The sequence below is a fragment of the Cetobacterium sp. genome (assembly GCF_051658645.1).
Lineage (GTDB): Bacteria > Fusobacteriota > Fusobacteriia > Fusobacteriales > Fusobacteriaceae > Cetobacterium_A.
This window is the reverse complement of record NZ_JBOFMZ010000064.1, coordinates 26246-40970: the sequence shown is the minus strand read 5'-3', so window position 1 is coordinate 40970 and position 14725 is coordinate 26246. Positions and strand designations below refer to the sequence as shown.

The following is a 14725-nucleotide window of genomic DNA, read 5'->3' as shown; positions in this document are numbered from 1 at the left end:
TTATGGAAATTCGAATTTTAAGATATTTTTTGGCTATTGCTAGAGAAAGAAGCATTATTAAAGCTGCAGAAGTTTTACATATAACACAACCTACTCTTTCACGTCAAATAATTGAACTAGAAGAGCAACTAGGAACAAAGCTATTGAATCGAGGAAATAGAAACCGTAAAATAACTTTGACAAACGAAGGGATGCTTCTAAAAAAACGGGCAGAACAAATAATTGAATTAACAGATAGAACAAAATTAGAATTTAAAACTCATAACGACGAAATAATTGGTGATATCTATATTGGTGGTGGAGAAACAGACTCGATGAGATTTATTGCAAAAACTGCTATCAACTTACAAAAAGTTTATCCCAATATCCATTATCATATCTATAGTGGAAATTTTGATGAAATTTCCGAAAGACTGGACAAAGGATTATTAGATTTTGGAATTTTAATTGGGCCAGCTAACATTGAAAAATATAACTATATAAGATTGCCTGCTGTAGATACATGGGGAGTACTTATGAGAAAAGACAGTCCTTTAGCAAGTAAAAAAAATATTGAAATAGGTGATTTAAAAGAGCTTCCACTTATAATCTCTAGACAATCATTAGTTGAGAATCAAATTTCAGGCTGGGGTGGAGAAGATATTAAAAAATTAAATATTGTGGCAACTTACAACCTTATTTTTAATGCTTCACTTATGGTCGATGAAGGGTTTGGATATGCATTATGTTTAAATAAGCTTGTTTCTACAGACAATTCTAGTAACTTATGTTTTAGACCTTTGGCACCTTCTTTAGAAGTAACTTTAGATGTTATTTGGAAAAAAAATCAAATTTTTTCTAAAGCAGCAGAAAAATTTTTAGAGAGGCTTCAAATAGAGTTTGTCCACTCTAATAAAAAAAATGATCTTTAAGTATGCTTTTTGAGCATAGACCTTTATACTATATAAGTATTAGATCTATTTGAATATTCAATATATAATAATCTCAATCCAAGTTTTAAAAAAATCAAGAGATAACATCATTGATGACCTTATCCCTTGATTTTATTGATTATAATTGATGTTGATAAGCCCCTGCACCATAATGCATCTCATATGAATGAGTATATATTTCTATAATATTTCCAAATGGATCTTCACAGTAAACCATTCTATAAGGCTTCTCTCCTGGAAAATACTCTCTTATTGGCATTCTTTGCTTTCCACCTGCAGCTACTATTTTAGCTGTTAATTCCTCAATGTTAGGATCCTTTACTGAAAAATGGAATACTCCTGTTGGATACGGATTAAACTCGTTTCTTGGTTTATTATTTTGTGAAAACTCAAATAATTCTATTCCTATTCCATCTCCTGTTGAAAGGTGAGCAATTTTAAATTCATTCCATCCTTCTCCAAAAACGTCAATACACATCATTCCTATTGCTGTTTCTTTTTCCTCTTTAACTAATGTTGGTTCCATAATAACATACCAGTTCATAACCTCACTGTAAAATTTTACTGCCTCTTCAATATTAGGTACTGATATTCCTATGTGTGAAAAATTTCTTGGGTACATAATTTCCTCCTAAAATAAATTTTGATTTGTATTCTTTACTCGCTTAGTATATACTTAAATAGTTAATAAGTATAGTATGCACTTTTTTGTAATATACTAACTAAAAAGAAAGTAAAGGAGATAAAATGGATAATAATGCTAAAAACGAAAGAAAAGATAAGTATAAATGTTCTGTAGAATATACTTTATCTTTTATTGGTGGAAAATGGAAAACTATTATATTATGGCACTTAGGAGTAGAGGGAACTCATAGATATGGAGAACTTAAGAAAAAATTAAATGGAATTAATCATAAAATGTTGAGCCAACAACTAAAAGAACTAGCAGAAGACGGATTAATAAATAGAGTTGAATATTCTCAAATACCACCTAAAGTTGAGTATTCAATGACAAAAAAAGGAATGGAATTTATGGAAATATTAAAATTTATGCATAAATGGGGAAATGAAAATTAAAAAAGCTGAATTATAAAATAAAAAACACCATTTGAAAATTAAAAATGTTCAAATGGTGTTAAAAATCATATTTCTATACTTATTGCATTCACTGGGCAAACTAAACTACAAGCACCACAATCAACACAAGCAGCATAGTTTATCTCTCTTTTTTTGTTTTCAATTTCTATTAAAGTGTTTGTTTATATGAAGAAACAGTAATTTCTAAAACTCTAGTTAAAAAAGAATATTTACTTTTCATCATATCAAAATTTTTACCTTCTTTTAAAAACTTAGCAGTTCCTTCAATTAAAAATCCAGTTCCCATATATCTATATCCCATAACCTCATGACTTCCTAGAGTCATTTTAATTTTGTTATTATTATTTATATTAGTTTCAGTTTTTATCATAGCAGCAGCAGGAATAAGAATTTTATTGTTTTCAACAATAGTTAAATAACTATTCCAAGTATTTGAAACATGAGCTTCATTTAAACCAGAAGTAACAATTGAAACAACTCCTTCTTTAGAAATAGCCTCTAAGAATTTTTCATTAAACATTAATTTCCTCCTAAAAATTATAATTAGCGACAACTTTTGTCTTTGATTATAATATCATTTATTTTAAAGCTTGTCAATCTAATATTTCATTGATTTTTAAAGTTAATGATGGTAAAATAAATTTTGATTATATTTTTAGGAGGAACAAAATTTGAAAATGTCAGTAGGTGTTGAATATGCTCTTCACTGTTTGTTATATATTGTTAAAATGAAAGATAAAAATTATGTCGGAATTAAAGATTTAGCAGAATTTCAAGGAGTTTCAGAATCATACTTAGCTAAAATTTTTACAAAATTAGGAAAAGTTGGAATAACCAAATCTGTTTCGGGAGTAAAAGGTGGATATGAACTCGCACGTTCTGCAAAAGATATCTCTTTCTGGGATGTAGTTGAAGCTGTAGAAGGAAAAGAACCATTATTTCAATGTGCTGAAATTCGTCAAAAGACTATTCTTTTAGACCAAAATAATCTTCCTGATACTCATACAAAATGTCCATGTTTTATAAAAGTTGTGATGCAAGAAGGAGAGGATAAAATGAAAAATTATCTTTCTGAAAAAAACTTAGAATGGCTTTATAATGAGGTTTACGGTAGAATTTTGAGCAAAGAAGTAGAAGTAGAAACAATAGAGTGGTTTCAAAATAAAAAATCAAATAATTAGTGATAACATTGTATATTTTGCTTTGAACTGTTCAAATCCCCTTTAACTAATCATTGAAAATGCAATTATATAATATTTAATTTTGGAGGAACTTGTGGAAACAAAAATAGAATTTGAAAATATCGGAAGATACTTTTCTCAAATGTACCGTAAAGGAAGAGTTTATTATGCTCAAGAGTTAAAGAAATTCAATTTAGGAGCTGGGCAATCAATTTTTTTATTTCAACTCTATAAAAAAGATGGTATAAGTCAAGATGAGCTTGCTAACACTTTATATATTGATAAAGGAACTACAGCTAGATCTTTAAAAAAACTTGAAAAAGAGGGATTTATAAAAAAAGAAATTCTTGTCTCAGATAAACGTACAAATATTATATATTTAACTAAAAAAGCTCTTCAATTAGAAACTGAAATTACAATAATTCTAAAAAAATGGGATACTACTCTAGCAAACTCTCTTTCTGAAGAAGAGGAAAAAATACTTTTAAATCTTTTAAAAAAAATATCCGATAGCAACTTTTTTAATAGTAGGAGTGTAGATTATGAAAAATAAAATGTTTTCAATTGGAATTTTAATTGCTATTATTTTAGGTGGTTGTTCTAACACTAACGAACAAAAGGGTTACTACGCTAAAAATGGATCTTTTATAAGTACAGAAATTCCTAAAATAGCAAGTAAAACTATTTTAAAAACTGACTTTATAAAAACAAAATATTTAAATATTTCATATCAAAATATTAAAGATAGTAAAAAACTTGATATCTATCTTCCAAATAAAGGAAAAGGTCCATTTCCTGTTATTATAGGAGTTCATGGCGGTGGATTTAAATTTGGTAGCAAAGATGACGGTATGAATGCTGCTTTAATTGAAAGTGTTAAACACGGTTATGCTCTTGTTTTAATCAATTATTCTTTAAGTGGAGAGAAAAAATTCCCAGGTGCTATTGAAGATGTAAAGTCAGCTATTAGATTTGTTAAAAACAATGCAGATAATTATAATATAAACCCTAAAAAAGTAGCTTTGTGGGGTGCATCTTCTGGTGGAAACCTAGTTTCTTTAGCGGGTACTACAAATGGTAGCGATATATTTAACAATCCTGCTCTTGGAAATCCAAATGTATCAACAGAAGTTAAAGCTGTTGTTGATTGGTTTGGTCCAATTAATTTCTTGACTATGGATGAACAGTTTAAAAATGAGGGAATTAAAGGTCAAGTACACAGTTCTCTTCATTCGTTTGAATCACAATATTTAGGAGCAGATATTAGAACTATTCCTGAAATAGTAAAAATGACTAATCCTGAAACTTATATTTCAAAGAGTAACCCACCTTTCCTTATACAACACGGAACTTCAGATATATTTGTTCCTAATACTCAATCAATTGAATTTGCTCAAAATTTAGAAAAGGCTATTGGAAAAGAAAACGTTGAGTTACATCTTTTAAAAAATGCTGGACATGGAAGCCCTGAAGCATTTGATAGTCCTGAAAATCTTGAAATTGTGTTTAAATTCTTAGATAAACATTTAAAGTAACAAAAAGGTAAACTGATTTTTGTTTACCTTTTTACTTTTTCAATAGCTCTTCGAAAAACAAAATAGAATTGCCAAAAAAATCATTTCTTCCAATATTTCTATCATCTAATTGATTACTATTTTTAATAACAAAAGATATATCAGCTAGCTCTTCAATGCTATTTTTTTGAACACCAGTCAAAGCAACTATAGGGATATTTTTAGATTTTGCTATTTTACAAAGATTTAAAACTCCAGCTGTTTCTCCAGATTTAGAAACTACAACCAAAAGTGGTTTTTCATCGTACTTTCTCTCTACTGTTTCCATATATTCAGACATCATAGAAAAATACCCAAGAACCATCAATTTATCTTTGATATATCTTCCTACATAATTGGAGAAACCAACTCCGTGAATAAAAATAGGCCTTTTGCTTTTATTTAAAAAATTCTTAAATTTCATTTCTTTTTGTAATGTAAAATTAGAGCAGTAACTTTCTGTCAATCGATTTTCTCCAAATTCTGTATTTAACAGCAACTCTAATCTATAAACCATATCTATAAATCCTTTATATCCCAATTTTTTAGATAGATTCATAACAACTGATGTTGATGCAAAACATTCTTTAGCAACTCCTCTAACTCCAATTTCTAAAGCTTTTTCTATATTGTTTACAATATAGTTTAAAGCCAACTCTTCGGATTCTGTCAGATTATATTTTTCTCCAAATTTAAATATATCAATCCCCATTTTTTAGCACTCCCCGTTATTTTTTATACTCTATGTTATAGTAAAGAAGTGAATATTTTCTACTAACTCTGGTAAATTTTCAACTCCTCAAAATTAAATTTATGTGATATAATATATCATATTTAAAATTAGTTGTAAAGGAGAATACTCTTTAATGAATACAGAATTTAAAAAGAATAGACACTCTATATACAGTTTAATATATCATTTGGTTGTAATTACTAAACACCGTAAAAAATGTATTAATGATGAAATTTTAGAAGATTTAAAAGAAATATCAAAAAGATTATTAAGTGTTAAAGGTGGAAGCGTTTTAGAGATAAACGGAGAGGACGATTATTTGCATATATTATTTGAATGTCCACCACAAGTCGAACTCGCAAAATTGGTAAATACTTTCAAAACAGTTTCATCTAGGCTAATTAGAAAGAAACATTCTGATTACTTAAAAGATTATTATTGGAAACCTGTATTTTGGAGTAATTCATATTGTATATTAAGTGCTGGTGGTGCAACAATCGAAACTGTTAAGCGATATATTGAATCACAAAAGACTGAAAATTAAAAATATTACTCTGATTCATCCTCTTTCTAATAAATAAAGAGTTTTTCTCAGTGCGTTTTGATAAACAAATAAATTTATGTGAGGTGTTTAATTGGAAAAAATTAATTTGGAGCATGCTATCGAAATTTTGTTACAAAATATAAAGCCTTTAAAAATAGTTGAAACAAAATCAATTTTAAATAGTTTAGGATTTTGTTTAGCAGAGGATATTTATTCACAGTTGAATAGTCCACCATTTAATAGATCACCTTTAGATGGTTTTACATTTAATAGTATAGATACTATTAAAGCAAGTAAAGAAAGTCCAATAAAATTTAGTGTTAAAGCAGAAATCTTTGCTGGAGATTATTCTGATGAAAAGCTTCATAGAAACGAAGCTTTTAGAATTATGACTGGTGCTCCTATTCCAGATGGTGCTAACTGTGTTATAAAGCAAGAAGAGGTTGATTTTGATGAAGAAACTAAAGTTTTAACTATATACAGAGAGCTAAAAGCTTTTGAAAACTTTTGTTTTTCTGGTGAGGATTTGAAAGCTGGTGAACTTGTAGTAAAGTCTGGAGAAATCATAACTTATAATCATATTGGAGTTTTTGCATCTTTAGGTATTAATTCAGTTCAAGTTTTTAAAAAACCAAAAATTGGAATTTTAAGTTTAGGTAGTGAGCTACTTATGCCAGGCGATTTATTAAAAAAAGGAAAAATTTACAACAGTAATTTATTCACTCTTATCAGCAAATTAAAACATCTTGGAATAAATGGAGTTATGTATCCACCTATGGTTGATGATATTAAATCTGTAGCTAATTTTATAGAAAAAGAATTGGAAAATGTTGATATTCTCGTTACAACTGGTGGAGTATCTGTTGGAAAAAAAGATATTATGCATGATGTTATAAAAGAACTAAATGCTGAAAGATTATTTTGGAAAATAAATATTCAGCCTGGAACACCTGTTTTGGCATCTAAAAAAAATGGTAAATTAATTTTATCTCTTTCTGGAAATCCATTTGCTGCTTTAGTGAATTTTGAACTTTTAGTAAGACCTATACTTTCAAAATTAAGTTCTAATTCTATTAAAAATACTATTGCTATAGATGCTAGTGTCACTGGAAACTTTAATAAAAGCTCTTCAAAAAGACGTTATATTAGAGGCTTTTTCGAAAATGGTGAAGTTTTTTTAAGTGATAAAAAACATTCTTCTGGAACCATCTCTTCTCTTATAAATAAAAATTGTATTGTCGAAATTCTTCCAGGTAATAGAGGATTATATGAAGGTGATAGAGTTAAGGTGATTTTAATTGATTAAGATTAAAGATATGAATGTTTTAATTTTAGCTGGTGGAAAAGGTAGCCGTATGAACTTTTGTAACAAAGTTCTTTTAAAATATAAAAACAAAACGTTTTTAGAAAATTTAAAAAATTTATTTTCAGATTTTAATAAAATATATCTTTCTTTAAATACAGCACAAGATATTAAGAGTGATGAATTCATTAGAATTGATGATGACTTTTCTGAAATCGGTCCTATTTCTGGACTTTATAAAGGTTTACTTGAAAGTGACACTAACTTTATTTTTACCCTACCTTGTGATGTTCCTAATCTGACAAAAGAGTTTATTGAATATATCTCTAATTTTGCTGAATCTCATTATGATGCTGCAATAGTAAGAGATAAAAATGGTTTTATTCACCCTCTTCTTGGAATATATAATAAAAGTTGTTTAGAAAATATTCGAAAAGCTATTGATGCAAAAGATTATAAAATTTTAAATTTTTTAAAAGATTTAAATGTTAAATATATAGACTTAAAATACACTGTTTTTGATGACACACATATTTTAAAAAATATTAATACTCCAGAAGATTATAACTCTCTCATTCAAAATAAAAAAACTATTTTTTTTGCTGTTTCAGGCATTAAAAATTCAGGAAAAACAACATTAATTTCAAATTTATTGAAAAAGTTTACTGATAATGGCTATAAAGTTGGAACTATAAAACATGATGGTCATGATTTTGAAATGGATAACATTGATTCTGATACTCATAAACATATTAAAGCTGGAGCTCATGGAACTTTAATTTTTTCTAAAAGTAAATTTATGTTTCTTGAAAATAGCACTCAGAAATCTTTGGAATTTTATTTAGAATTTTTTAAAGATTATGATTTTATTATTTTAGAAGGTTTTAAAAATTCTAACTATCCTAAAATTGAAGTTATTAAAAGTGGAATATCAAATGAAAGTGTTTCCAACAAACAAAATTTACAATTTTTAGTTAGTGATTTAAAAGAGATAGAAAACAGTTCTCATTTAAAAATTCTTGATATTAATAATATTGATAACATTTTTGAAAATATTATTCAAATTTTTGTGTAATAAATCAGTATTATATTAACTTCAAATTGATTTTTTTTTGAAAACATGTATAATATAATTTATACTATTTTTGTATTAAATTAATTATAGGAGTCAAAATGAAATTCGATCGTGTTAAAAAATATAAATTCATAATTTTTTTGATGAGTATAATCGTAATTATAACATTCTGGATATCTTTAGATCAAATAATAACTCGTGGAAAAGAAATTACAACTTTAATCAACAGCAATGCTTCTATCGATATAAACAATCAAATAAATGAAAAAATACTTCTTATTGAATCTATTGGGGAATTAAACTGTATGAAGAATAGTTCGACTACCCTCCAAGAAAAAGCTTTTGCTTTAAAATCTTTCCAAGAAAAATACAATCTTCTACTTATTGGTTTAATTGATAAAAATGGAAATGCATCTAATTCTCTAAATGGTGGTCATTATAGTTTAGCTGATCGTGAATACTTTTCACTCGTTAAAAAAACTAAAAAAAATGTTGTTAGTGACGTTATAATAAGTAAAAGCACAGGTAAGGAAAATATTGTTATTGTCCATCCATCGCTTAACTCAAACAAAGAGTTTGATGGTGCTATTTTCGCTTCAATAAAATTAACTGATTTACTTGCACTTAAAAATAATCATAGTATTTTTGAAAAAGGTTTTTCTACAAATATTTTTGATGAAAATTTAAAAATTCTTGAAGGAGATTCAAGTGAAAATTTTTCACAATTTAAAGTAAATCTATTTGATAAAAATCAATTCAATTTATTTTTTGAAAAAGAAAATGGCAGTCTTCATTTTGCTGCTTTCACCAAAAATATTTCAACTGGTTGGTACATTGTTACAGATTTAAATATATCTAAATATTTCTTCACAACTTTTCTTAGCCTTTTAGTTATACTTGTTGTTTTTATTTTCTTATTTATTATGATTTTAAAAAAATTTGATGAAAATAAAGAAACTGAAATCAAGCCTTTAATTGAATCACTACAAAAAGATTCATTCACTGGAATATATAATCGAAATTACTTAGAAAAAACTGTTACTAATTTTTTAAATTCAAATAAATATCTTTATAAAAATTCTGCTTTTATAATTTTAGACATTGATAATTTTAAAGCCATCAATGACAATTTAGGGCATTCTTTTGGTGATTATGTCATTCTTGAAACTGCTCAGAAAATAAGTGATGTTTTTTGTGAAAATTGTACTGTCTCTAGAATGGGTGGAGATGAATTTGCAATATTTATTGAAGATTTCAAAAAAGAAATAGATGTTATTGACGATATCAAAAGTTTGCTTCTCTTAACTGATTCTACTTATAGTAGAGATACAACACATATTAAAATCTCAATTAGTCTTGGAATTACCTTTATTCAAAAAAATAAATATGATTTTATAAATTTATATAACGAAGCAGATTGTGCACTTTACAAGTCTAAAAAACTCGGAAAAAATTGTGGCTATATATCAAATTTTATTACTAATCAACATATAAGAGTATAGCTTAGAGAACTTTTTTTAAAGCTCTCTAAGCTATATTTAAACTAAACTGCTATAATAATCTACAAAAGTATAGTGTTCCCATTTTCCTTTTATCAGATTTAAAATTCTATTGTTATTATACTGAACTAATATTTCTCGATTTTTTATTAATTTTTCTATATCTTCTTTAAATTTTATATTTTTACTTTCTGCAGAATGAAGATTTAAAAAACTTGCATATTCTTTTAGCTTAAAAAGTGTTTCATAATTCTGAGTTCCACCATATTTATTTAAAATATCACAACTTTCCATCTCTTTATCTAAGTTATAATTAAATTTTATATTTTTTGTAAGAGTCATATCTCCTATTTTATACTCGGCTTTGTTTAAAATATTTTTTTCTAAAAAATCTCTAAGATTATCTGATCCACCATATCTAGCATAATATTGATAACTTTGACTTAGTTTAAAATATTGCTTATTTATATCTTTTTCAATTCCATTTTCTCGAAAAAGAACAAAAATAGGCAGATATACATCTAAAATATAGCTATAGACAATTTCTTTTCTCGTTAGTAATCCTCTTGCTTTTTTCCTATAATATCTAGAGTATCTAATACAATCCTCGACTATTTCATCTAAATTTAATCCTTCAAATTTTATATTAAGCTGTTTTGATTTCAGAATAATCTCTTCTTTATAAAAATTATAAACTTGATCAAACCATCTCTGCATTCCTACAATAAATCCAGCTTCGTTGTTATTTAAACTATAAAGTGCTATTTCTCCAATTATTAAACTTTCTCTTCTAAACTGTTTTTTAGAGTATTCTCTTATAGCCTTAATCTTTCCTTTTGTATCATCATTATAGAACATAATCCTATCAATATAATAAAGTTTTCTAAAATCATCTATTAAAAAACTATCTACCTTAACATCTGTTTTTAAATTTTCAACTAACAAGATTTTATTTCTATTTAAATAGTCCACAAGTGTATTCAAATAACCTCTTTCATATTTATTTCCTAAATTATATTTTTTCTTATATCTCAAATAATCTATAAAAACATCTCCATTGTTTTTAGAATCTGAGGTTTTAATATTTGCTATTAATATATTTATAACAGGAATAAATATTCTTTGATGCCAAACTGTTGATTTTTCAAAATTTTGTTCTCCTAAAGAGTATAATTCTAAAAAATGTCTAACCTCTTCTCTTAAATCTTTATAAGAGTCTACTTTTGAGCATTCAATATTATTTAAACCCCATTCTTTTTCAAAACCAAACCTTTCTCTTGAAAGTATATCTAACCCTTCATTTTTTTCAGAAAAAAACTCATAAACCTCTGCTTCTATTGAATGGAAATTAAGATTTTTAGCAACTGAAACTCTATGATTCCCATCATATACATAATACTCTTCTCTTACTTTATAAAGAACAACTGGTGGCAATCCCTCATCTTCTAATGTCTTTAGGTAAATAGTTACCCATCTAGCTTTTGATTCGTCTCTTATTGGATTGAAATCTTTATCAAAATCTTGAGCTTTTTCAACTGTTCCAATAATTTTTTCTAAAATAACCTCTCTAATTCCAGAATATACTCTATTTGAAAGTTGGTCATCTTTTTCTATTTTTGAAAACTCTTTTATTTTTTTTTCATCTCTATTAAAAAAATTAAATTTTGTTTTTTTTAAAGCTTTTCTAAAAACTGATTCAGCTGATTCTTTTTCTATAATATCCTTCACTAAATTTCCTCCTTAAGAAAAATCTAAATCTAGAACTTTATAACCAAAAACATTTATTATTTTTGTATTTTCTAATTCAGCTTCTTGAATTTCATGATGACTTTTTAAATGTACATGTCCATGTAACCAATATTTCGGTTTTAATAAATCTACAGCTTTTCTATAACTTTTAAACCCTTTATGTATAGGATCATTACCCTCATTTATTCCACCTATAGGTGAATGGCTTATCACCAAATCTACAGTTTTAAAAACAGTTTTCATATAACTTTTCATCACCATAAAAAATACATCTTTTTCGCTATATTGGTGATTTCCCATAGAATATTTCTGACTTCCATCAAAACCTACAATCTGTTTTCCTTTTACATTGCAATTTTCTCCAGCATCTATGTTTCTACAAAAACTTATATCATGATCAGGTGCATAGATATGATTACCATTTACATATACTAACTCCTTGTTTAAAATTGTAAAAAGATAATCTAAATATTTATTGCTAACATCTCCACATGAAATTATCAACTCAATTTCATGAAACATATCTTTCAAAATTTCAGGTGAATATCTCTCTAGTGTTGACTCATCACTTACTGCAAGTATTTTCATTTTTAGCTCTCCTAATCTATTTTTTAATATGATAAAAGCCACCGTAGTTTATACGGCAGCTTTTTATTTTGTTAAATTTTTTGAGGATTTATCTTCCAAATCTCTTTTGCATACTCTGCTATAGTCCTATCTGATGAGAACTTTCCTCCGTTAGATATATTCATCCAAGCTTTATATCCCCAAATCTCTCTTTCTGAGAACTCTTTGTTTATTTTTTCTTGAGCTTTTCTAAATTCTTCAAAGTCTTCTAGAACAAAGTATTGGTCTGCCTTATGCCAAGAAGCTCCTTTTAATAATGAATCATATAAATCTTTATACCATCCAGTTCCACCATCATTTAAAGTTCCATCTATTAGAGCATCTACTACTCTTTTTAATCCTGGTGTTTTTAAGTATGGTAAGTGTGGGTCATATCCTTCAACTTTCAATCTTTCAATATCTTCAACTTTCAATCCAAATATATAGTTGTTTTGGATTCCTGCTTCTTCAACAATCTCTACATTTGCACCATCTAAAGTTCCAAATGTAAGTGCTCCATTTATCATAAATTTCATATTTCCTGTTCCTGAAGCTTCTTTTCCTGCTGTAGATATCTGCTCTGAAATATCTGCTGCTGGGAATAGATGTTGTGCTGCTGAAACATTATAATTTTCAATAAATACAACTTTTATCATGTCTCTAATAGAAGGATCGTTATTTACTAAATTTCCAATTTCGTTTATAAGCTTAATTGTTCCTTTTGCTCTCATATAACCTGGTGCTGATTTAGCACCAAATATATATGTAATTGGATGAATCTCCATACTTGGATTTTCTTTCAGTCTATAATATAAATCAAGTATATGAAGAGCATTTAATAGTTGTCTTTTATATTCATGTAATCTCTTTATTTGAATATCAAATATAGAGTGCGGATTTATTTTAACACCTGTTTTATTCTCTATATAATCTGCTAACTGTTTTTTCTTTGTATCTTTTATAGTTAAGAATCTATTTATTACAGTTTTATCAGCTACATATTTTTCTAAATTTTTCATTTCAGAGAAGTTTGTAATCCATTTTTCACCAATAAGTTCTGTTATTAATCCTGATAACTCTGGGTTACATTGTAATAACCATCTTCTTTGAGTTATTCCATTTGTTTTATTTAAGAATCTATCAGGGAATAGATCATACCACTCTTTTAATTCAATATGTTTTAATATATCTGTGTGTAAAGCTGCTACTCCATTAGTTTTAGAAGACCCATAAATAGCTAACCATGCCATATGTATTAAATTCCCTTGAATAATTGACATTCTATCTCTTTTTGTTTTGTCTTCAGGATATTTCTCTTCTAATAAACTTAAGAATTGAAAATGAATTCTTTGAGTTATCTCAAAAATTCTAGGTACAACCTCTTCATATAATCCAATCCACCATTTTTCTAATGCTTCGGATAAGATAGTATGGTTTGTATAAGCAAACGTTTTTTCTACAACATTCCAAGCATCTTTCCAAACCATTCCTTCTAAATCACATAAAATTCTCATCAATTCTGGAATAGCTATAACTGGATGAGTATCATTTAATTGAATTGCTACAAATTCTGGGAACTTTTTAAAATCGTTTCCATGAACTTTTTTGAAATTTTTAACTATATCTTGTAACGATGCTGACGTAAAGAAATATTGTTGTTTTAGTCTTAGTTTTTTCCCTTCATTTGTTGAATCATTTGGATAAAGTATTCTTGTAATATCTTCAGCTGCTATTTGAGTTGATAAAGCTTTAGTATAATCTTGATCATTAAATGCTTTTAAATCTAGCTCTTCAATTGCTTTTGCTTCCCACAGTCTAAGGGTATTAATATTATTTGTTCCATAACCTATTATAGGCATATCATAAGGAACTGCTCTTACTTTGCTGTCTCCAAACTCCACTATAACTTCATCAAATGGCCTAGCTACTGTCCAAACATCTCCATATTTAAGCCAAGTTTCTGGAGTTTCAACTTGGAATCCATCCACTATTCTTTGTTTGAACATTCCATTTTTATATTTAATTCCATAACCTCTACCAGGTAAGTCTAAAGTTACTAACGAATCCATGAAACATGCTGCTAATCTTCCAAGTCCACCATTTCCAAGACCCGCATCTTCTTCAGCACATTCAATAGCGTTTATATCTAACCCAATTTCTTCTAAAACCTCTTTTACTTCTTTATATACCCCTAAGTTTATTAAATTATTTCCAAGTGCTCTTCCCATTAAAAATTCTGCTGAAAAATAAAAAGCTTGTTTTCCACTTTCATATTTTTTTCTAGTTTCTATCCAATTTTTAGAAATACTATCTAACATAACTTTACTTAATCCTTCATATATCTCGAAAGAGTTAGCCTCATCTATGCTTTTATTAAATAAAACTTCAACTTTATTTTCTATTTTGCTTTTTAAAAGATTTTTTTCAATTAACATTAATATATCCCCTTTTA

The 14725-nt window shown here is 27.1% G+C and carries 16 protein-coding genes; 9 read left to right on the top strand and 7 right to left on the bottom strand.

Annotated features, from left to right (window positions below):
- Positions 1-2: 2 nt before the first annotated feature.
- Entirely contained in the window at positions 3-911 is a 909-nt protein-coding gene (locus ACRCZX_RS07850) for a LysR family transcriptional regulator (RefSeq protein ID WP_438582371.1), read from the top strand.
- Positions 912-1050: 139 nt separating this feature from the next.
- Here ACRCZX_RS07850 and ACRCZX_RS07845 read toward each other — a convergent pair whose 3' ends face one another.
- A complete protein-coding gene (locus ACRCZX_RS07845) occupies positions 1051-1554 on the bottom strand; it encodes a lactoylglutathione lyase family protein (protein ID WP_438582370.1) in 504 nt (167 codons plus the stop codon).
- A 125-nt stretch (positions 1555-1679) separates the two neighbouring features.
- On the opposite strand from ACRCZX_RS07845, the gene ACRCZX_RS07840 reads away from it, so the two are divergent.
- The gene (locus ACRCZX_RS07840; RefSeq protein ID WP_438582369.1) at positions 1680-2009 is read left to right on the top strand and encodes a winged helix-turn-helix transcriptional regulator; all 330 of its coding nucleotides are present in this window, start codon (positions 1680-1682) and stop codon (positions 2007-2009) included.
- A 65-nt stretch (positions 2010-2074) separates the two neighbouring features.
- On the opposite strand, the gene ACRCZX_RS07835 is transcribed toward ACRCZX_RS07840, so the two are convergent.
- Positions 2075-2173, bottom strand: coding sequence for a 4Fe-4S binding protein (locus tag ACRCZX_RS07835; protein ID WP_438582447.1), 99 nt, complete (start codon positions 2171-2173; stop codon positions 2075-2077).
- A gap of 5 nt (positions 2174-2178) precedes the next feature.
- On the bottom strand, positions 2179-2550 hold the full coding sequence (locus tag ACRCZX_RS07830; RefSeq protein ID WP_438582368.1) for a pyridoxamine 5'-phosphate oxidase family protein: 372 nt from the start codon (positions 2548-2550) through the stop codon (positions 2179-2181).
- A 157-nt stretch (positions 2551-2707) separates the two neighbouring features.
- On the opposite strand from ACRCZX_RS07830, the gene ACRCZX_RS07825 reads away from it, so the two are divergent.
- The 3 genes from ACRCZX_RS07825 to ACRCZX_RS07815 all read left to right on the top strand — a co-directional run bounded on the left by ACRCZX_RS07825 (position 2708) and on the right by ACRCZX_RS07815 (position 4746).
- Complete coding sequence (locus tag ACRCZX_RS07825) at positions 2708-3211, top strand: RrF2 family transcriptional regulator (RefSeq protein ID WP_438582446.1); 504 nt, start codon at positions 2708-2710, stop codon at positions 3209-3211.
- Positions 3212-3305: 94 nt separating this feature from the next.
- Positions 3306-3764: a MarR family winged helix-turn-helix transcriptional regulator gene (locus tag ACRCZX_RS07820; protein WP_438582367.1), complete on the top strand. Its 459-nt coding sequence runs from the start codon at positions 3306-3308 to the stop codon at positions 3762-3764.
- Positions 3754-4746 carry an alpha/beta hydrolase fold domain-containing protein gene (locus ACRCZX_RS07815; RefSeq protein WP_438582366.1) on the top strand — a complete coding sequence of 331 codons (993 nt, stop codon included), beginning with the start codon at positions 3754-3756 and terminating at the stop codon, positions 4744-4746. The genes ACRCZX_RS07820 and ACRCZX_RS07815 overlap by 11 nt, the downstream gene beginning before the upstream one ends.
- 31 nt (positions 4747-4777) lie before the next feature.
- Here the strand turns inward: ACRCZX_RS07815 and ACRCZX_RS07810 are convergent, their stop codons facing one another.
- Positions 4778-5476, bottom strand: a complete 699-nt coding sequence (locus tag ACRCZX_RS07810; protein WP_438582365.1) for a MurR/RpiR family transcriptional regulator — start codon at positions 5474-5476, stop codon at positions 4778-4780.
- Between the two features lie 154 nt (positions 5477-5630).
- Here ACRCZX_RS07810 and tnpA point away from each other — a divergent pair, with 154 nt between their 5' ends.
- The 4 genes from tnpA (at position 5631) to ACRCZX_RS07790 (ending at position 9921) form a co-directional block, all read left to right on the top strand.
- Positions 5631-6041 carry an IS200/IS605 family transposase gene (gene tnpA, locus ACRCZX_RS07805; protein ID WP_438582364.1) on the top strand — a complete coding sequence of 137 codons (411 nt, stop codon included), beginning with the start codon at positions 5631-5633 and terminating at the stop codon, positions 6039-6041.
- Between the two features lie 91 nt (positions 6042-6132).
- Positions 6133-7347, top strand: a complete 1215-nt coding sequence (locus tag ACRCZX_RS07800) for a molybdopterin molybdotransferase MoeA (protein WP_438582363.1) — start codon at positions 6133-6135, stop codon at positions 7345-7347.
- On the top strand, positions 7340-8419 hold the full coding sequence (gene mobB, locus ACRCZX_RS07795) for a molybdopterin-guanine dinucleotide biosynthesis protein B (protein ID WP_438582362.1): 1080 nt from the start codon (positions 7340-7342) through the stop codon (positions 8417-8419). Before ACRCZX_RS07800 ends, mobB begins: the two co-directional genes overlap by 8 nt.
- 98 nt (positions 8420-8517) lie before the next feature.
- Positions 8518-9921, top strand: coding sequence for a diguanylate cyclase domain-containing protein (locus tag ACRCZX_RS07790; RefSeq protein WP_438582361.1), 1404 nt, complete (start codon positions 8518-8520; stop codon positions 9919-9921).
- Between the two features lie 36 nt (positions 9922-9957).
- On the opposite strand, the gene ACRCZX_RS07785 is transcribed toward ACRCZX_RS07790, so the two are convergent.
- From ACRCZX_RS07785 to ACRCZX_RS07775, 3 genes are all read right to left on the bottom strand, one after another.
- Positions 9958-11646: a hypothetical protein gene (locus tag ACRCZX_RS07785; RefSeq protein WP_438582360.1), complete on the bottom strand. Its 1689-nt coding sequence runs from the start codon at positions 11644-11646 to the stop codon at positions 9958-9960.
- A 12-nt stretch (positions 11647-11658) separates the two neighbouring features.
- Positions 11659-12255 carry a metallophosphoesterase family protein gene (locus ACRCZX_RS07780; protein ID WP_438582359.1) on the bottom strand — a complete coding sequence of 199 codons (597 nt, stop codon included), beginning with the start codon at positions 12253-12255 and terminating at the stop codon, positions 11659-11661.
- A 71-nt stretch (positions 12256-12326) separates the two neighbouring features.
- Positions 12327-14708 (bottom strand): glycogen/starch/alpha-glucan phosphorylase, encoded by a 2382-nt coding sequence (locus tag ACRCZX_RS07775; protein ID WP_438582358.1) that lies wholly within the window; start codon positions 14706-14708, stop codon positions 12327-12329.
- Positions 14709-14725: the final 17 nt, after the last annotated feature.